Source organism: Pseudomonas sp. SMN5 (assembly GCF_052041925.1).
GTDB lineage: Bacteria > Pseudomonadota > Gammaproteobacteria > Pseudomonadales > Pseudomonadaceae > Aquipseudomonas.
Window position 1 is genome coordinate 17637 of sequence record NZ_JBKGGX010000014.1, and the last position, 18562, is coordinate 36198.

Sequence of the window (18562 nt, forward strand, 5' to 3'; positions counted from 1 at the left end):
TGTGGGAGCGAGCTTGCTCGCGATGGCGGTCTGATGTTCAACATCTAAGTTGAATGTTAAGCCGCTATCGCGAGCAAGCTCGCTCCCACATGGGTTTTGTGTTGCCTGGGAATCAGAGCAACTCAAAACTCTGCTGTTTCACATCCCTGGAATCCAATCCGATCTGCACGTTGAACTTGCCCGGCTCGGCTGCGTACTTGAGCTGGGCGTTGAAGAACTTCAGGTCGTCTTCGCTGATGGTGAAGTGAACGACCTTCTTCTCACCGGCCTTGAGCATGACCTTGCGGAAGTTTTTCAGCTCCTTGACCGGGCGGATCACCGAACCGGCCACGTCCTGGATGTACAGCTGCACCACGGTCTCGCCGTCTCGCTTGCCGGTGTTCTCCACGGTCACGCTGGCATCGAGCTGGCCGGTCTTGTTCAGTGTGGTGGCCGACAGGGCCATGTCCGACAGGCTGAATTCGGTGTAGCTCAAGCCGTAGCCGAACGGATAGAGCGGGCCCGTGATGTCATCGAAGTACTGCGAGGTGTAGTTGCCCGGTTTGCCTGGCGTGAAGGGCCGTCCGATGCTCAGGTGGTTGTAGTAGGTAGGAATCTGGCCCACCGAGCGTGGGAAGGTAATCGGTAGCTTGCCCGACGGGTTGTAGTCGCCGAACAGTACGTCAGCGATGGCGTTGCCGCCTTCGGTGCCGCTGAACCAGGTTTCCAGGATCGCATCGGCCTGCTGTTGTTCTTCGAGCAACGACAGTGGGCGGCCGTTCATCAGCACCAGCACCAGCGGCTTGCCGGTGGCCTTGAGGGCCTTGAGCAGCTCGCGCTGGCTGGCGGGGATGTTCAGGTCGGTGCGGCTCGACGATTCATGGGACATGCCACGGGACTCACCCACGGCGGCCACCACTACATCGGCCTCCTTGGCGGCTTTCACCGCTTCGTCGATCAGCACCTGGGCCGGGCGCGGGTCGTCCACCACTTCCGGAGCGTCGAAGTTGAGGAAGTTCAGGTAGTCGAGCACCTTCTTATCGCCAGTGATGTTGGCGCCACGGGCGTAGATGAATTTCGCGTCACCGCCCAAGGCCCGGCTCATACCGTCGAACAGCGTGACCGACTGTGCCGGGCGCCCGGCGGCGGCCCAACTGCCCATCATGTCGATCGGTGCCTTGGCGAGCGGGCCGACCAGGGCAATCCTGGCATCCTTTTTCAGCGGCAGGGTCTGGTTGCGGTTTTCCAGCAGCACCATGCTGCGGCGCGCTACGTCCCGGGCGTCGGCGCGGTGCAGGCGGTTTTCGGCGTAGGTGTCGGCCGGATCGTCTTCGGCCTTGCCGATGCGCAGGTACGGGTCCTTGAACAGACCCATGTCGTACTTGGCCGCGAGTACTTCGTGCACGGCGTTATCGATATCGCTCTGCTCGATTTCACCGGACTTGAGCAAGCCGGGCAGTTCCTTGCCGTACAGCGAATCGTTCATGCTCATGTGGATGCCGGCCTTGATCGCCAGCTTCGCCGCTTCGCGACCGTCCCGGGCGACGCCGTGATTGATCAGCTCGAAAATCGCACCGTGGTCACTGACCGCCAGGCCCTTGAAGCCCCATTGCTTGCGCAGCAGGTCGTTCATCAGCCAGGTGTTGGCGGTGGCCGGCACGCCGTTGATGGAGTTCAGCGCGACCATCACCCCGCCCGCGCCGGCGTCGATGGCGGCGCGGTAGGGCGGCAGGTAGTCCTGGTACATTTTCATCGGGCTCATGTCCACGATGTTGTAGTCCCGGCCGCCTTCCACCGCGCCGTACAGGGCGAAGTGCTTGACGCTGGCCATGATGCTGTCGGCGGCGTTGGTGCCGGTGCCCTGGAACGCCTTGACCATCACTGCGGCAATGCGCGACACCAGGTAAGTGTCTTCGCCAAAACCTTCGGAGGTGCGGCCCCAGCGTGGGTCGCGGGAAATGTCGACCATCGGCGCGAAAGTGATGTCGAGGCTGTCAGCGGCGGCTTCCTGAGCGGCAATCCGGCCGGAATGGTAAATGGCGTCCATGTCCCAGCTTGAGGCCAGGGCCAGGGGAATCGGGAAAATGGTGCGGTGGCCGTGGATTACGTCATAGGCGAAGAACATCGGGATCTTCAACCGGCTGCGCATGGCCGCGTCCTGCATCGGACGGTTTTCGGCGCGAGTGATGGAGTTGAACGTGGCGCCGATGTTGCCGGCGGCGATTTCCTTGCGAATCAGCTCTCGGGGCATTTCCGGGCCGATGCTGATCAGCCGCAGCTGGCCGATCTTTTCTTCGAGGGTCATCTGCTTCATCAGGTTACTGATGAACGCTTCCTTGTTCTCCATGGGGGCTGGAACGTTGTCGGCAAATACGGATTGACTGGCAAGACTGACAAACAGGCCCAGCAAACACAGCTTCTTCATGAATAGTTTTCTCGCAAGCCTAAAGGGCGGTGATCAGGACACGCCGGTCAGCCAAAATATAAGGAGCGGCTATTGTTGTTCGGTCAAATACAGCACACTTTCGAACCCATGGGGCTGAAGATAGTTCGCACTGTGGTTTCGCACTGCGCATTTTTTAGCCCATCGATCCGATTCAATCCAGCGCGGCGGCCGATTATGCCCCAGGTGCCGGTGAGATAGGTGGCTGTGTTTTCAATGTAAGGCAAGGGAGAGCTTCACCCGATGAATCTACGACTCAAACAGCGCACCGGCGTGCAGGTGCTGGCGCTGATGCTGTTCACCACGCTGTTGGCCGGTTGCGGCATCAACAATATTCCGACCCTGGACGAGCAGGCCAAGGCCGCCTGGGGCCAGGTGCAGAATCAGTACCAGCGCCGCGCCGACCTGATCCCCAACCTGGTGGAAACCGTCAAGGGGTACGCCCAGCACGAGCAGGACACGCTCACGGCGGTGGTTGAAGCACGGGCCAAGGCCACTTCGATCCAGGTGGACGTCAATACCCTAGACAACCCCGAGAAACTCAAGCAGTTCCAACAGGCCCAGGATCAGTTGAGCGGCGCGTTGAGTCGGTTGATGGTGGTATCCGAACGTTATCCGGAGCTCAAGGCCAACCAGAATTTCCTCGCCCTGCAATCGCAGCTCGAAGGCACCGAGAACCGCATCGCCGTAGCTCGCCGCGACTTCATCCTGGCGGTCCAGAAATACAACACTGAAATTCGAACGTTCCCGGGGCGCCTGTGGCACAGCGTGATGTACAGCGACCTGCCGCTGCGCCAGACCTTCGAGGCCACCAGCCCCGACGCGGAAAAAGCGCCGCAGGTGAAATTCTGATCGACGCTATGCAAGCCAAGGCATTACCAGGGAAGAGGTTCCAATGCGTGTGTTGAAGTTTGGCCTGGTGCTGTTGCTCTGGGTGTTCGCAGTCACGGCCCAGGCCGAATTGAAATTCCCGGCGCTGACCGGGCGGGTAGTGGACAGCGCCCAGTTGCTCGAACCCTCGGTGCGGGCGCAGTTGGAGGGGCAACTCAAGGCCCATGAACAGGCCACCGGCGAACAAGTGGTGGTCGTCACCCTGCCTGACCTGCAAGGTGCCAGGATCGAAGACTTCGGGTATCTGTTGGGGCGCCATTGGGGGATCGGGCAGAAGGATAAAAACAACGGCGCATTGCTGATCGTTGCGCGCGATGACCGTAAACTGCGCATCGAAGTGGGCTATGGCCTGGAAGATCGCCTGACCGATGCCCAGAGTTCGGTGATTATCAATCAGGTGATCACGCCTGCGTTCAAGACCGGCGATTTCAGCAAAGGCATCAGCGATGGCGTGGCGGCGATGCTGGTGGTGCTGGGCGGCAGCCCGCTGGACGAACCGGCCCAGGCCTACAACACCGATGATGAGGATCAAGGGGATTTCGCCCACCGCCATCCGTGGTTGTTTGTGTTCCTGATCATGCTGTTTATCACCACCGTCATGCTGGGGCAGATGCTCGGAATCCTGCCTTCGGTCAGCGTCAGCACCGGTGGCTCCAGCCGGAGCAGCTCTGGCGGCGAGTCCAGCAGCAATGACAGTTCCAGCAGCAGCGACGATGATTTTCGCGGCGGCGGAGGCAGTTTTGGAGGCGGCGGTTCGTCGGGCGGCTGGTGACAATAATAATGAGCAGGCATTTCTAACCATGGCATTACTGACTGAACACGAACAACGCAAGGTCGCCGAGGCCATTGCCCGAGTCGAGCGCGATACCGATGCCGAACTGGTCACGGTGCTCGCCGCCCGTGCCGACGACTATGCCTACATCCCATTGCTGTGGGCCAGCCTCTTCGCGTTGGTGGTCCCCGGCGTGGTGCATTACCTCACTGGGTGGCTGGCCATGCACAGCCTGCTGCTGGTGCAATGGATCAGCTTCATCGTGTTGTGCCTGGTGTTCCGCATTCCCAAGGTCACCACCCACCTGGTTCCCCGTTCCGTGCGGCATTGGCGGGCTTCGAACCTGGCGCGCCGGCAATTTCTCGAACAGAACCTGCACCACACGGTGGGCAGCACGGGGATGCTGATCTTTGTCTGCGAGGCCGAGCGGTACGTGGAAATCCTGGTCGACGAGGGTATTTCCAAACGACTCGACAACAGGAACTGGGACGCCATCGTCGCGGCGTTCACCCAACAAGTCCGCCAGGGCCAGACGCTTCAGGGCTTTGTGAGTTGCATCGAAGCCTGCGGTGAATTGCTCAAGGAGCATGTACCGGTGACGCATGAACGCAATGAGTTGCCGAATCGGCTGGTGGTGCTGGGCTAAGGTTTCGCCCCGGTCGCGGACGCACAGGCGCTTTTGTGGCGAGGGAGCTTGCTCCCGCTCGGCTGCGAAGCAGCCGTAATGGTCTTGCCAGCTAAAACGCAGAGGACCGCTGTGCGGTCCAGCGGGAGCAAGCTCCCTCGCCACGAAAGCCAGGTGGTGGATGGCATTGTCCGGATTTCACCGTTCGGGAATTTTCCCGTGCCCTCACACCCCATCCCCCCTAAAATACCCACCATTTTCCGATTCGCCCGCCCCGAGGCCGCTTTTTCATGTCCGCCACCGCAACTCCCGCCCGTCCCGCGCCGGATCATCACGCCCAGTTCATCGAGCTGCTGCAAACCAGCCTGGCGCAGAACGCTTTCATCAAACTGGTGCTGGCCAAGTACGTGGGTGAAGAAGCGGACCTGCAACGGCTGATCATCAAGCAGCTGACGGTCAAAGGCCAACCGTGCCTGTCCTTTGTCTATCGCTACAAGACCCGCGACATCACTCGGAACTTCCCCCTGGGCGAAGGCGTGGAAACCATCGCCGCGCTCTTGCCGGCGTCGTTCAAGAACGCCCACTTGCTGGCGGTCACCGACGAGGCGCAACTGGAGTACAGCAAAAAGGGCAAGAGCTCACTGTTCAAGAGCAAGCCCCAGCAATTGCGGGAGGTGCCGTCGGCCGAGCACAACCGCGAGAAGAATCGCTTCCTCGACCTGAGCCGGCCGTTCCTGGCCGACCTGGGCGTGACCAACCACAAGCACGAGCTGATCCCGGCGATGTCGCGCAAGTGGAAGCAGATCAACAAGTTCATCGAAGTGTTCAGCCACGCGCTGACGTCTTCACCGCTGGCCCTGGACAGACCGGTGCGGGTCTCGGATTTCGGTTCGGGCAAGGGTTACCTCACGTTCGCGATCCACGATTACCTGCGCAACACCTTGCAGGCCGAAGGCCTGGTGACCGGCGTGGAACTGCGTGAAGACATGGTCAAGCTGTGCAACGAAGCTGCCGCGCGACTGGAGCACCCGGGCCTGAGTTTCCAGCACGGTGACGTGCGCAGCGTGGCGCCGAGCGCGGTGGACGTGATGATCGCCCTGCACGCCTGCGACATTGCCACCGACTACGCAATCCACATGGGCATCCGCTCGGGCGCTTCGATCATCATGTGCTCGCCGTGCTGCCACAAGCAGATCCGCCTGCAAATCCAGAGCCCGAGTTTGCTCAAACCAATGCTGCAATACGGCCTGCACCTGGGCCAGCAGGCGGAAATGGTCACCGACAGCCTGCGGGCGCTGTTCCTGGAAGCCTGCGGCTACGAGACCAAGGTGTTCGAATTCATCTCCCTGGAACACACCAACAAGAACAAGATGATCCTGGCGGTCAAGCGCGCCGAACCGAGCGACCCTACCGAGTTGCTGGCCCGGATCGACGAGCTGAAGGCGTTCTACCACATCACCGAACATTGTCTGGAAACGCTGTTGCGGGCGGACGGTTATCTCGCCTGACCACCACCGAACCCCTGTGGGAGCGAGCCTGCTCGCGATGGCGCAGTGTCAGTCAGCGAGTCAATGGCTGACCCACCGCCATCGCGAGCAGGCTCGCTCCCACAAGGCATCTTCGCGTTCACCCGCGTGCAACCCGTCAGGTCATGACGGCTAATCGCGCCTGTCACGACTTCCCGGACTACCTTTAATGCGTTCCCACTCACGCATTGCCAAAGGAGCCCAACCATGGCCGCGAAGAAAATCCTGATGCTGGTCGGCGATTACGTCGAAGATTATGAAGTCATGGTGCCGTTCCAGGCCTTGCAGATGATCGGCCACACCGTGCACGCCGTGTGCCCGGACAAACGCGCCGGGCAGACGGTGCGCACGGCGATCCACGATTTTGAAGGCGACCAGACCTACAGTGAAAAGCCCGGGCATCTGTTCGCGCTCAATCATGACTTCGCGAGTGTCGAGGCCGTGGACTATGACGCGCTGCTGATACCGGGCGGACGTGCACCGGAATACCTGCGGCTGAACGAAAAGGTCCTGCAACTGGTGCGCGATTTCGATCTGGCCGGTAAGCCGATTGCCTCGGTGTGCCACGGTGCCCAACTGCTGGCGGCGGCGGGAATCCTCGAAGGCCGAGAGTGCAGTGCCTATCCGGCGTGCGCCCCGGAAGTGCGATTGGCTGGGGGCACCTACATCGACATTCCCGTGACCGAAGGTCACATCCAGGGCAACCTGGCGACCGCGCCGGCCTGGCCGGCCCACCCGAACTGGCTGGCGGGGTTCCTGACCCTGCTGGGCACGGCCATCACTTTGTAGCCAGGCGGCGAACGGGACTGGCAGGGCTGGCGCCGCCGGTCTTTACTGTCCGGGCATGCCTTGATCGTCAGGAGGGAAATCATGTCTGGGTGGTATGAGATCAGCAAAAGCAGCACCGGTCAGTTCCGGTTTGTGCTCAAGGCCGCCAACGCCGAAACCATCTTGACCAGCGAGCTTTACACCACCCACAGCGGTGTGGAGGGCGGCATCGCTGCGGTGCAGAAGAACAGCCAACTGGCCGAATGTTACGAACTCAAGGCCACGCGGGACGGCCATCCGTACTTCAATCTCAAGGCCGCCCACCACGAATTGATCGGCAGCAGCGAAACCTACTCATCCGAGGCGGCCCGGGAAAAGGGCATCGCCAGCGTCAAGGCCAATGGGGCAACGACGATCATCAAGGACAAGACCTTGGTTGCGCTTTGAGCCGCCAGGTCCAGGCATGTCGCTTTTGTGGCGAGGGAGCTTGCTCCCGCCGGACCGCGAAGCGGTCCCCTTCGATTTCATACCCGACGACGAGTTTGCGAAATCGCGACTGCTTCGCAGCCGAGCGGGAGCAAGCTCCGTCGCCACATAGGACGGTGTCGGCTTGAAGGCTGATCCTCTCTGCAGGAGCCATGTTGGCTTGAAGGGTGAGGAGGCCGTGTCGGCCTGAAAACCGCAGTTAAACCTCAACCGGCACTGACAGCTCCACATCTCCCAGCGGATGGCTCTTGGCATCGAAGAACCGCAGCTCCACCGCAAGCCCTTGGAACACCTTGGTGTAATGCCGCTTCTGATGCTGGATGAACGCCGCGCTGCGAGGATAGATGGAGATCGCCACGGTCTTGGGGGCTGCCTGGCGCAGGGCATGGACGATGTGCCGGTCCTGCTCGCCGAGGGCGTGGCCGAACAGGCACAGGTTGTCGCCGTGGTGCAGCAACTGGTCGTAGCAGAACGACAGGTAATCGGAGCTGCGGATGGTCTTGAGCTTGTCCTCGCTGGGTCCCTCATTGACGAACAGCGGCACATCGTCGAGGGTCTTCAAGGTGTTGTTGATCGCGAAATTGCCCAGCAGCGTGCCTTCGGTAGACGTGAGCTTGCGCGCGGTGCCGTCCTGGTTGCGTACCAGGTGCAGGCCCCCGTGCAGGTACAGCAGGCGTGGTTTATCGGTCGCCGCCTGGCTCAGGTCGAAACTGTGGTCGTTGCCATGGAACAGGTCCGTGACCGTTCCGGGCGCGTGTTGGATCGCCCAGTAATTGAGCAGGTCGTAATTGGTGGTGAACACCGTGCAATAGCGGCTCAATTCCTGATGGAGCGTCGCCAGGGTCTGCGGTTGAACCAGTCGCCATGGGATGTGCATCGCATGCACGGTGTTGATCAGCGCTTCCTTGATAGCGTAATAGCGATTGCGCGGTGCGGCGGAGCTGACGGCCAGGGCCTTGTTGACCCGGCTGGTGATCTTCAGCGCACCGAGCACCTGTTCGAAGCTGCGGGTCTGCATCGCGTCGAACACGCTCAGTTCCGATGGGCCCAGGGGTTTTTCCTCGACGGTGCGGGCGTTCTCGAACAGCGAGTCATAGCCGAAATCGTCCCACACTGCGCGACTGGCACCGTTGCCTACCAGCAGGCCGCTGAAAGCAGTGCCGGCGCGCAGGGCTTGCCAGTCTTCGAGGCGGGCGTCGTATTCCTGGAAATCGGTCATGGCGAGGATCTTCTCAAAACGTGGCTTTTCAAACGTGCCAGAGGGGCAGGGCGCGACTTTATCACGACCCAGTCTTGAGCCAGATCAAGATACGTCGTGACTACTCGGTCAATCCTGTAGGCCCCCGCCGATCCGGCCTCTTCCAGGAGCGTGTGACCATGAGCAGCACTTTCTTCATCCCCGCCGTGAATATCATGGGTCTGGGTTGCCTCGACGAGGCCATGACCGCTATTCGCAACTACGGTTTTCGCAAGGCGCTGATCGTCACCGACGCGGGGCTGGCCAGGGCCGGTGTTGCCGGGCGGATTGCCGGGTTGCTGGCAGCGCAGGATGTCGACTCGGTGATTTTCGACGGTGCCAAGCCTAACCCGAGTATTGCCAATGTCGAGCTCGGGCTCGGGTTGCTCAAGGAGAGCCGGTGCGACTTCATCGTGTCGCTGGGCGGCGGTTCGCCCCACGATTGCGCCAAGGGCATCGCCCTGTGTGCCACCAACGGCGGGCAAATTCGGGACTACGAAGGCGTTGACCGCTCCAGCAAGCCGCAACTGCCGCTGATCGCCATCAACACCACGGCCGGCACCGCCAGCGAAATGACCCGTTTTTGCATCATCACCGACGAAGTCCGGCACGTGAAAATGGCGATCGTCGATCGCAACGTGACGCCGCTGATGTCGGTGAACGATCCGGCCCTGATGGCGGCGATGCCCAAGAGCCTGACAGCTGCGACCGGGATGGACGCGCTGACCCATGCAATCGAGGCCTACGTCTCCACTGCCGCCAACCCGATCACCGACGCTTGCGCCCTGAAAGCCATCACCCTGATCAGCAACAACCTGCGGCTGGCGGTGCGCGACGGCGGTGACCTGGCGGCGCGGGAAAACATGGCTTACGCACAGTTTCTGGCCGGGATGGCGTTCAACAATGCTTCGCTGGGTTTCGTGCATGCGATGGCCCATCAGTTGGGTGGTTTTTATGATCTGCCCCATGGCGTGTGCAACGCGGTTCTACTGCCTCATGTGCAGAGTTTCAACGCTTCGGTGTGCGCGGCTCGATTGGCGGATGTGGGCCGGGCCTTGGCAGTCGACACAGTTGTTTCCAGCGCCGAGGAAGGCGCCCAGGCCGCCATCGCGGCGATTCGCAGCCTGGCTCAGGACGTGGACATCCCGCCCGGTCTGCGGGCATTGGGCGTACGCCTCAACGACGTACCGGTATTGGCCGCCAACGCTCTGAAGGACGCCTGCGGCCTGACCAACCCAAGGGCAGCGGATCAGCGGCAGATCGAGGAAATCTTCCGCAACGCGTTCTAACTGTTCCGCGCGGGCATGAGCCTGGCACACAGCGACGCTGCCATCGCCAGCAACGTGCACAACGCCGCCAGCGGCCAGGCCTGTTGGTTCAACAACAGGCTGGCCAGGGCGCCGATACCCGCTGCCATCAATTGATGCACGAACCCGCTCAACGCCATGGCATAGGCGCCCGCCACCGGTGAACCTTCGTTCGCCAGGGACAGGCTGATGGGGTAGTTCAACGACTGGCCGAAGACCGCAAAGCAATACGGCAGCCAGAAGAGCAGGGCGATGCTGCCCAGGGCGGCACTGCCCGCCAGCATGGTCGCGCTGCCGCCCAGCACCAGTGCGATGCCCCAACCCATCATCCGCCGCTGGCCGGTGCGCAGCACAAAGGCGTTCACCGCCAGGGCACCGAGTAGATATGCCGCACTGATCGGCCAGCCCAACAGACCGTACTCGATGGACGTCCAGTGAAAGCTTTCCTGCAGAATCAGCGGCGCGGCGGTGTTGAACGCGACGATTACCCCGTAGCCGAGCCCACCGGCCAAGGCTGGCAGCAAAAAGCTCCGAGCCCTGAGCAGTTGTCCGTAGATATGCCAGGCCGATTGCTCGTCACCGGTGTTCATCAATCGTGCGAAAGCGGCCCGGGACACGACTGCTGCCATGACTAGACTTACTGCGCCCAACCCATGAAAAATGGCCTTCCAACCGAATGCAGACTGGATCAACGCCCCCAGGTATTGACCAATGCCCAGGGCGATGACAAAGGCAATCGATATCCAGGACAGTGCCTTGGCCAGCAGGTCGCCGCTGAAACTGTCTCGGATCAACACCCGCGCCATCACTGAAATACCGCTCGCACCGATGCCCTGGATCAACCTGAACGCCAGAAACGCCTCCACCGTCGTGCCCAGCGGCAAGGCCAGGTTGCCCAGGCCGTACAGCCCCAGCGCCGCCAGCAGCACCGGCTTGCGTCCCAGGCGCTGGCTCAGCGTGCCCCACAGCAACATGGGCAGCGCCATGCCGATCAGGTACACCGACAAGCCCCATGACACCCGCGATGCATCGGCGCCAAGGTCCCGGGCGATATCCGGCAGGGCTGGCAGATAAATGCTCATGCCCAACTGTGCCAGGAAAACCGTGGAGCAGGTGACGATCAGGGTGGTACGGTTTTTCATCAAGTGGCTCGTATCAGGGGCGTATGTCCCGCCCGTGGCGCAGCAGCAGGTCGGTGACTTTCCGGCAGAAATCGCGAATCACCTCCGGCTCCATATCGGCGCGCAAGGTGATGCGGATCGCTGCCTCGCCTTGCGGCACCACGGGGAAGAACACCGCGGAGATAAAATACCCCAGCTCGGCCAGTTCGACGGCCACGCTGTTTGCCAGGGCTGCTTCACCGCAGGGCACCAGACGGATCGCCATGGCACTGCCCCGCTGGCCGGTTCGTATGAGGCTGTCCAAGAGGCGGATATTAGCCTGCAAACGCTCCTGCAGGGCGCTTAATTCTCGACCTTTGTGCAAGCGGATCGAGGCCATTCCGGCGCCTATGGCCGCGGCGTTAAGGCTCTGGGACCAGTTGCTCGGTCCGCCGTAGCGTTGCACCAGGGCTTTGTGCCTTTCGCAGCCGAACATGATCAGCCCGCCACTGGCGCCAAAAGACTTGGCCAGGGACGCCACGATCAGAGTGCGTTCGTCCATGGCGTGCAAGCGTGGGCGAACCAGGCCGGCGCCGCGCTCGCCGACCGCGGACAGCGCGTGGGAGTCATCCAGATAAAGGAACAGGCCGTAACGCTGCTTGAGATACAGCAGGCTATCCAGATCCGCCACGCCGCCCATGCTGTAGGCGCCGTCGGCAACGTAGGCCACGTCGCGCTGCTGTTTGCACAGGTCTTCGATGAAGTCCATGTCGTTGTGAGGACAAGTGATGACCCGGGTTTCGTCGGCGCAGCTGGCCTTGCTGTGGTTCATCGAATAATGGGCATGTCTGTCGAACACCATTACGGGCGCTCGATTGTCGGTAAAGGCGCCACTGGCCAGCAGCGGCAGCACTCCGGCGCTCGCAGCGCTGCAGGACAGGGCGCTAAGGCAACTGGCGCCAAACAGCTCCGACAGTTGGGTCTCATACTGATCCAGGATCGCCAGCTTGCAGCGGTTCTTCGAATTGGCGACACGCAGAGTCCCGGTGTCCCACACGGCGGTCATGGCGCCGTCCAGCAACGCTGGATGGTAATCCAGGCCCAGGTAGGACGTGGTGCAGAAGTGGTGGAAGGTCCGGCCATATTGGTCGAGCAGGACATTGGCGGCCTTGACCTCGACATTGAGGCCAGAGATTTTCCCGGCTTCTGCGCTCTGCCAGTCCTGGTCGGCGAGGGAAATGACTTTGCGATAGTTGGTGAAGTGATGGGCCGGCTGTGCAGTCTGGTTCATGGCGCGATTACATTCCTTGGTGGGGGGGGGCTGTCCGTGGGTGAAGCGATAAGTGCGTGTCCAGACTTTACAGATCCTCGTGCAGGACTTTGAATCGTCCGTTTCCGGCATGTTTGAGTGTTACTGGAGAATTCTGCGTAGGACTTTGCCTAAAGGGCTGGGCGGCGAATCCCTGTAGGGTGCTGGAGCCCTGAACACCAGGCAGCGCGCCCAAGCTAAAAGGGCGCTTCTTCGTCATTTTCGGAGGTTGTTCCAATGCTCTCAGGCCTCAACCACCTGACCCTTGCCGTCACTGACCTGGACCGAAGCCTGGTCTTCTATCACGAGCTGTTGCAGCTTCGCCTTGAGGCCAGGTGGGACGATGGGGCTTATCTGTCGCTGCCTGGGCTGTGGTTGTGCCTGTCGCTCGACCCGTCGCGCAAGACCGAGCCGATGGCGGATTACACCCATTACGCGTTCAGCATCAGCGCTGGACACTTCCCAATGCTGGTAGAGCAGTTGGGCACGGCGCAGGTGCGGTCATGGCGAGACAACCGCAGCGAAGGGGACTCGTTCTATTTTCTCGACCCGGACGGGCACAAGCTTGAGGTGCACGTCGGCGACCTGGCGTCACGGCTCAAGGCCTGCCGGCAGGCGCCTTATGCTGGAATGGAGTTTTTTACAGAATCGTAAAAGGGGTTCATCAGGCAGGCGCAGCATGTCGGCATCTGATTGCGCGCCACCGTTCGTCGTGGCGTCGGTCATTTTTTCAAACCTTTGATGCCCAGGCTCTTTCGAACATCAGGCGGGTCCCACTCGCCGCGAACATGGCCCGTGATCGAACCAAGGTATCTGGAGCGGGTCGCACATTGTGGGAGAACCACCCTCACGACCCGTCACTGGACACTCAGGTGGTTCAGATTCAACGGTGGGAAACCACCACCATTTATCAGAGGAGGGCGCGACCATGAGCCGGATAGCCACCTTTTTCCACACCACCAGTCTTGTCGTATTGATGGGGCTGGGCGCCAGTAGTGCCTGGGCCCAATCGCCTGCCGAATTCATCGACGATGCGTCGGCCAAGGGCATGGCCGACATCGAAGCCAGTCGCATGGCACACGGCAAAGCCGAATCCAGGGAGGTCAAGGATTACACCATCATGGTGATCAACGACCGCACCACCGCCAATCAACATCTGGCGAAGATCGCCAAGAAGCTCGACTTGCCGGTCGCGCCCCGAGAGGAAGTGGCGGACAAGGCCAAGAGCTTGATCCCGCAGGTGCAGGAAGGCGAGTCGTTCGAGGCCGCTTATGCCGCCAGCCAGGTCAAGGCCACTGAGGAAGCGATCGCGCAGATCCAGCAGGAGGCACAGACCACCGAAGTGCCGGAAATCAAGGCTTTCGCCGACGAAACCTTGCCTAAGTTGCAAACCCATCTCGAGATGGCCAGGGCGCTCCAGGCCAGTCGCTGATTTGCGGCACCGCATACATTCAGGCCGGGGTGTTCATCCCCCGGCTCATCTTGCCCGCCGACAAGGAGAACCTCGATGTCTACACGCCGAGAACCCAACCAATACGCGATGCAGAACCCGTTGACTCAATATCCTCGCCCGCCGTTTCCCGACCAACCGCAGTCGCCACCCGGCATTGACCAGGACATGGTGCCCAAGCCGGATCACGGCGAAAAAACCTATCAAGGCTTCGGTCGTCTGCAAGGGCGCAAGGCGCTGATTACCGGCGGGGACTCGGGCATCGGTCGCGCCGCCGCCATCGCTTATGCCCGGGAAGGGGCTGATGTGGCGATCAATTACTTGCCCAGTGAAGAGCGTGATGCGCGCCAAGTGATCGAGCTGATCGAAGCCGAGGGCCGCAAGGCCATCGCTATCCCAGGCGATCTCAAGGACGAAGCCTTCTGCGTCCGGCTAGTGAAAAGTGCCCATGAGCAACTCGGCGGCCTGGATATCCTGGTGAACGTGGCCGGCAAGCAAGAGGCACAGAAAGACATTGCCGACATCACCACCGCCCAGTTCGACGACACCATGAAAACCAACATTTACGCGATGTTCTGGCTTTGCAAGACAGCGGTGCCGCTCATGCCGGCGGGGGCGACGATCATCAACACGGCGTCGATCCAATCCTACGATCCGTCCGCGACGCTGCTCGATTACGCCACCACCAAGGCTGCCATCGTCGCATTCACCAAAGCACTGGCCGGGCAGGTCATCGGCAAGGGCATCCGAGTCAACGCGGTGGCGCCGGGACCGATCTGGACCGTGCTGCAACCCAGTGGCGGTCAACCGCAGGAGAAAATTCCGACCTTTGGCTCCCAGGTACCGATGAAGCGGCCCGGCCAACCGGCCGAATGCGCACCGCTCTATGTGCTGCTGGCGTCGCAGGAATCGAGCTATATCACCGGTGAGGTGTTCGGCGTGACGGGAGGGAATCCGTTGCCCTGATGACCGGCAGCAGTCGGCGCGGAGGATGCGTAAACAACCTCCGCGTCAGGCTCAACACTGGTTCAGGTCAATCTTGCTTTTCTTCTCAAGGCCTTCAAGTGTCTGGGCTTCGTCTTGTCCCATGGCCTGGTAATGCTTGCGCAGGGCTTCGAGCTGCTTTAGGTCCAGCGACTCGAGCCCGAGCATCGCGTTCTGCGCTTCCTTGGTGGCGCGCAATAATTCATCGATCTTCAGATGCAGGATATCGGTGTCGCGGTTTTGCGTATTCTGGATCAGGAACACCATCAGGAAGGTAATGATCGTCGTCGAGGTATTAATGATCAGTTGCCAGGTGTCGTTGAACTGGAAGTAGGGACCACTGATAGCCCAAAGCACCAGTAACACCAGGGCCCCCAAAAACGTCCGGGGGCTGCCCGCCCAAAGAGCCAATTTCTGAGCGACTTTTGCGAAGGTCATTGCTGTGTTTCCTTATGGGATGCACCTGTCTGGTGTGACAGCAACGAAGCGGTGAAAATTCTGCTTACATTTCAACTTCGCCATCGATCGCACGTTTCATCGTCCGGCCCGAACTCCGTCGCAACCATTTGCCGCACCCGCAGGTCACTCCTTAAAGCCCTCAGCTGGAGTACACCATGAACCTCACACGCACTTTCTGCCTCGCTTGTTGCCTGTTCGCCCTGCAAGGCTGCTTCGACAACTCGGGTAACGAGACCAAGGACAATACCGACGGCGCCAAGTCTTCGGTGCAGATGAAAGAGTCCGGGGCGGAGAAAAAATAGATCGCCATTTTATGACTGTCGCAAGACCTGTGGGAGCGAGCCTGCTCGCGATAGCGGTATTTCAGTCAATCCCAATGCTGCTTATCCAACACCATCGCGAGCACGCGCTTTTCTCTCAGCGCCCTTGCTGCAGCACTTTCAATGCCGCCGAAGCCAGGAAACCCGACCGGCTTTTTTCCTCAGGATGGTGCAGCACATACTCATCAATGCGGTTCAGCAGATAGCCTGGCAACGTGATATTGAGCTTCTGCGCCTTGCCCAGGTACTTGGTCACATCAATGTCCACCAGCGCCCAGGCGCAACCGGCATATTGTGGATTGGCCGCATGCAAGGTGACGGTACTGGCTGACGGAATCGGCGAGCCATCCTCAGCCAAAATCTCAAAGTGCCCCTCAATGGCTTCACGCGCCATTGCCATGGCGTCGTCCAGGTCGTCGCCAGCGGAAAAACAACCGGGAATGTCAGGTACTTCAACACCCCATGCGTGGGTTTCATCACCCATGGAGATTGCAATCGGGTACAGCATGTTCATCGTCCTTCGGGGGAGTAGGGCAACGGGCTGGTAGGAGTAGAGCCTGTTGCAAAATACTGATGGCGGTTTTCTTGAGCAGGTCCTTCTTTAGGTGGGGGACGGTCACCAGTCCCGGTTTGGTGGGGTGTTTGAAGTGATGATGGCTGCCTCGGACCGCACCAGGTACCAACCGTCCGCAATAATCTGGCTTATCAAAAATCGACTATTCACTACACCTCCGTGTGGTGTGCTTGTGGTTACTATACCTACTGAAAATGAATGATCAACACTATAACCACCAGAGTCGACGCTGGCGGGTGGGTGAGTTGTTTGTACACAAGTGTAGAAGCCGCGTCCCGTAAGGAATGCGGGAGGAATGAGCGGGTTATTTCGGGATGTGATGAGGGGATTGTGGCTCAAATGGGGACATGAAAACCGGTCACGGTGGACCGGCTCTATTTGAATGCTGGTGGGATCTGGCCGGTCGTCACGTATCAGGCAAAGGCGGGTGAGGTGGCGACGAAAAAAGGTCTACTCGACCCCTAGTACCCCATGCTAATGCGCTACCTGCAATGGCGAAGAATTACATTGGAAAACGCCAGATTCGATTTTCCGACTCTGGAATGTGATGGCGACAGAATGATGCTACGTGGCGAGGGAGCTTGCTCCCGCTTGAGTGCGAAGCGCTCACAAGAGAGGCTGCTGTGCAGCCCTGCGGGAGCAAGCTCCCTCGCCACGGGACTCATTTTTCTCAATGTCCGAGGTTCGAACCCGAAAATTGTTGGCTGAGACGCGTAAGCTTACGGCCGAGGAAACGAAGCTGAAGCATGAAGCCTTCTGGTACCCATACGCAGTAGGGGCAGGACCCCGCGGCCTCGGGGAAAAAGATATGTCCGCAAATCGAAGTCATCAATCAAGCATCGAGCAACTACATCGTGAGGTAGAGGCTCTAGCTGAAGAAATGAGGCGCTCGGCCCCGCCCAAATTCCGCGTTACGTGGTTGCCGTTCGGCATCGGTGCAGCGTTCGCTCTGACCGTATTTGTCGTCGTCGCTTTTGTCGCTAAGCATGTTTGATGCTCTGTCGCTGAGATACCTTTTTCCGGCGATGCCGTGGCGGTAGCCGGTTCAAGGCGTATTCGGCTTGCAAAGGGTGGGGGAGCTACCTATCTACGCTCGGAGATCACCTCCCACTCCCCCAAATATCAGCCATAAAAAAACCGGCCACCATGGGCCGGTTTTTTACATCCCCCGTCAAAACCACCCGACGCGGGAACAGAATTCAATTGGAGCGGGTGAAGGGAATCGAACCCTCGTTATCAGCTTGGGAAGCTGGAGTAATGCCATTATACGACACCCGCTCAGAGCGGCTGACTTTGTACCAGATGTGGGCGAGGATTTGAAGTTTTTCTTTGCTTGCGATGCGGCCATCCGTCTACGCAAGCCCTGAATCAGAGCGGTCGTTCGCGAGCAAGCCCTCGTTGCTAAAGCGGGGCTTGCTCGCGAGGACTCGGGTTTAGATTGCCAGTGCATGGTAGCCCTGCACGTAGTTGTAGCGCGGCTGGCTTTCGTAGTGGGCCGGGAGGAGGAAGCCCATCAGGGCTTTGCGGCTGTCGCGGCAGGCGGCTTTGTGTTCCATGTCCAGGAAGTGCCCGGTGGCTTGCACGGTGGTGAAACTGCAATGCTGGACGTGGTTGGCGAAGAGCCTGGCGTCGGCGGCTGAGGTGTATTCGTCCCATTCGCCGTTGATGAATAGCACCGGCACGTTTATTTTTTTCGCCACGTTGATGTAGCACTGCTGATCGCTGCGCAGTACGTCGCTGATGTGAAAGTGCATCTGTCCGTATTCATGCTCGGCCAGGCTGCTGACGTGGCGATAGTTGAAACGCTTGAACAATGGCGGTAGGTGTTTGCCGATGGTGCTGTTGACCAGGTGCCCGACGCGGTCGCGGTCCAGGTTGCTCAGGTAGTCGACCCCGCGTTCGAGATAGTCGAGCATCGGTGCGTTCAGCACGGGCGAAAACGAGCTGATCACCGCTTTCTCGATGCGCCGGGGGCGCTGGGCCAGGGCGCTCAATGTAGCGGCGCCGCCCCAGGAGAACGACAGTACGTGCTCGGCGGCGAAATGGTCGATCAGTTCCAGCAGAATCTGGCCTTCGACGTCCTTGGTCAGCATTTTCTCGTGGCGGTTGTGTGGCTTGGATTTGCCCGCGTAGGGCTGGTCGTACAACACGACGTTGAATTGCGGGTGGAGGTTTTTGACGGTCTGTGCAAACGACGCAGTGGTGGCCATCGAGCCGTTGACCAGGATGATGGTCTTTTGTGCGGCGTCTGCGCGATAGAACTCCGTGTAAACCCGATACTGACCCTGTATATCCAGCACAGCGATTTCTGGCCTCATGTCATAAGACTCCT

General features: G+C 60.1%; 18 protein-coding genes, 1 tRNA gene and 1 pseudogene. 11 read left to right on the forward strand and 9 right to left on the reverse strand.

All coding sequences use genetic code 11. The features are described 5' to 3' along the window. Positions 1-112: 112 nt before the first annotated feature. Positions 113-2404 carry a beta-glucosidase BglX gene (gene bglX, locus ACLEJR_RS15515; RefSeq protein WP_440814901.1) on the reverse strand — a complete coding sequence of 764 codons (2292 nt, stop codon included), beginning with the start codon at positions 2402-2404 and terminating at the stop codon, positions 113-115. Between the two features lie 261 nt (positions 2405-2665). Between bglX and ACLEJR_RS15520 the strand changes: the two genes are divergently transcribed. From ACLEJR_RS15520 to ACLEJR_RS15545, 6 genes are all read left to right on the forward strand, one after another. Then, positions 2666-3274, forward strand: a complete 609-nt coding sequence (locus tag ACLEJR_RS15520; RefSeq protein ID WP_440814903.1) for a LemA family protein — start codon at positions 2666-2668, stop codon at positions 3272-3274. Positions 3275-3317: 43 nt separating this feature from the next. Next, positions 3318-4085 carry a TPM domain-containing protein gene (locus tag ACLEJR_RS15525; protein ID WP_440814905.1) on the forward strand — a complete coding sequence of 256 codons (768 nt, stop codon included), beginning with the start codon at positions 3318-3320 and terminating at the stop codon, positions 4083-4085. Between the two features lie 28 nt (positions 4086-4113). After that, positions 4114-4731 (forward strand): TPM domain-containing protein, encoded by a 618-nt coding sequence (locus tag ACLEJR_RS15530; RefSeq protein ID WP_440814907.1) that lies wholly within the window; start codon positions 4114-4116, stop codon positions 4729-4731. A 269-nt stretch (positions 4732-5000) separates the two neighbouring features. Continuing rightward, entirely contained in the window at positions 5001-6218 is a 1218-nt protein-coding gene (locus ACLEJR_RS15535; RefSeq protein ID WP_440799317.1) for a class I SAM-dependent methyltransferase, read from the forward strand. 225 nt (positions 6219-6443) lie between these two features. After that, positions 6444-7025: a DJ-1/PfpI family protein gene (locus ACLEJR_RS15540; RefSeq protein WP_440814909.1), complete on the forward strand. Its 582-nt coding sequence runs from the start codon at positions 6444-6446 to the stop codon at positions 7023-7025. 81 nt (positions 7026-7106) lie between these two features. Then, entirely contained in the window at positions 7107-7451 is a 345-nt protein-coding gene (locus tag ACLEJR_RS15545; protein ID WP_440814911.1) for a YegP family protein, read from the forward strand. A 238-nt stretch (positions 7452-7689) separates the two neighbouring features. Here ACLEJR_RS15545 and ACLEJR_RS15550 read toward each other — a convergent pair whose 3' ends face one another. Continuing rightward, positions 7690-8709: a DUF4917 family protein gene (locus tag ACLEJR_RS15550; RefSeq protein WP_440814912.1), complete on the reverse strand. Its 1020-nt coding sequence runs from the start codon at positions 8707-8709 to the stop codon at positions 7690-7692. Positions 8710-8867: 158 nt separating this feature from the next. Between ACLEJR_RS15550 and yiaY the strand changes: the two genes are divergently transcribed. Continuing rightward, positions 8868-10016: an L-threonine dehydrogenase gene (gene yiaY, locus ACLEJR_RS15555; RefSeq protein WP_440814913.1), complete on the forward strand. Its 1149-nt coding sequence runs from the start codon at positions 8868-8870 to the stop codon at positions 10014-10016. Here yiaY and ACLEJR_RS15560 read toward each other — a convergent pair. Both ACLEJR_RS15560 and ACLEJR_RS15565 read right to left on the reverse strand, forming a co-directional pair. Further along, positions 10013-11176 carry an MFS transporter gene (locus ACLEJR_RS15560; protein ID WP_440814915.1) on the reverse strand — a complete coding sequence of 388 codons (1164 nt, stop codon included), beginning with the start codon at positions 11174-11176 and terminating at the stop codon, positions 10013-10015. The genes yiaY and ACLEJR_RS15560 overlap by 4 nt on opposite strands. A 13-nt stretch (positions 11177-11189) precedes the next feature. Then, a complete protein-coding gene (locus tag ACLEJR_RS15565) occupies positions 11190-12425 on the reverse strand; it encodes an aminotransferase class I/II-fold pyridoxal phosphate-dependent enzyme (protein WP_440814917.1) in 1236 nt (411 codons plus the stop codon). 255 nt (positions 12426-12680) lie between these two features. Between ACLEJR_RS15565 and fos the strand changes: the two genes are divergently transcribed. The 3 genes from fos to ACLEJR_RS15580 all read left to right on the forward strand — a co-directional run bounded on the left by fos (position 12681) and on the right by ACLEJR_RS15580 (position 14859). Further along, entirely contained in the window at positions 12681-13097 is a 417-nt protein-coding gene (gene fos / locus ACLEJR_RS15570) for a fosfomycin resistance glutathione transferase (protein WP_440799330.1), read from the forward strand. Positions 13098-13371: 274 nt separating this feature from the next. Continuing rightward, positions 13372-13875 carry a DUF4142 domain-containing protein gene (locus tag ACLEJR_RS15575; protein ID WP_440799333.1) on the forward strand — a complete coding sequence of 168 codons (504 nt, stop codon included), beginning with the start codon at positions 13372-13374 and terminating at the stop codon, positions 13873-13875. A 75-nt stretch (positions 13876-13950) separates the two neighbouring features. Next, a complete protein-coding gene (locus tag ACLEJR_RS15580; protein WP_440799336.1) occupies positions 13951-14859 on the forward strand; it encodes an SDR family oxidoreductase in 909 nt (302 codons plus the stop codon). 51 nt (positions 14860-14910) lie between these two features. Here ACLEJR_RS15580 and ACLEJR_RS15585 read toward each other — a convergent pair whose 3' ends face one another. Then, positions 14911-15315 carry a low affinity iron permease family protein gene (locus ACLEJR_RS15585; protein ID WP_440799339.1) on the reverse strand — a complete coding sequence of 135 codons (405 nt, stop codon included), beginning with the start codon at positions 15313-15315 and terminating at the stop codon, positions 14911-14913. Positions 15316-15491: 176 nt separating this feature from the next. Between ACLEJR_RS15585 and ACLEJR_RS15590 the strand changes: the two genes are divergently transcribed. Continuing rightward, on the forward strand, positions 15492-15638 hold the full coding sequence (locus ACLEJR_RS15590; RefSeq protein WP_440799342.1) for a hypothetical protein: 147 nt from the start codon (positions 15492-15494) through the stop codon (positions 15636-15638). A gap of 115 nt (positions 15639-15753) precedes the next feature. On the opposite strand, the gene ACLEJR_RS15595 is transcribed toward ACLEJR_RS15590, so the two are convergent. The 4 genes and pseudogenes from ACLEJR_RS15595 to ACLEJR_RS15610 form a co-directional block, all read right to left on the reverse strand. Continuing rightward, positions 15754-16164 carry a type II toxin-antitoxin system HicB family antitoxin gene (locus ACLEJR_RS15595; RefSeq protein ID WP_440814918.1) on the reverse strand — a complete coding sequence of 137 codons (411 nt, stop codon included), beginning with the start codon at positions 16162-16164 and terminating at the stop codon, positions 15754-15756. A 40-nt stretch (positions 16165-16204) separates the two neighbouring features. Continuing rightward, a pseudogene (locus ACLEJR_RS15600) lies at positions 16205-16380 on the reverse strand (type II toxin-antitoxin system HicA family toxin); the annotation flags it as partial. A 1054-nt stretch (positions 16381-17434) separates the two neighbouring features. After that, a tRNA-Gly gene (locus ACLEJR_RS15605) sits at positions 17435-17508 on the reverse strand. Positions 17509-17663: 155 nt separating this feature from the next. Further along, positions 17664-18548: an alpha/beta fold hydrolase gene (locus ACLEJR_RS15610; protein WP_440814919.1), complete on the reverse strand. Its 885-nt coding sequence runs from the start codon at positions 18546-18548 to the stop codon at positions 17664-17666. Positions 18549-18562 lie beyond the last annotated feature (14 nt).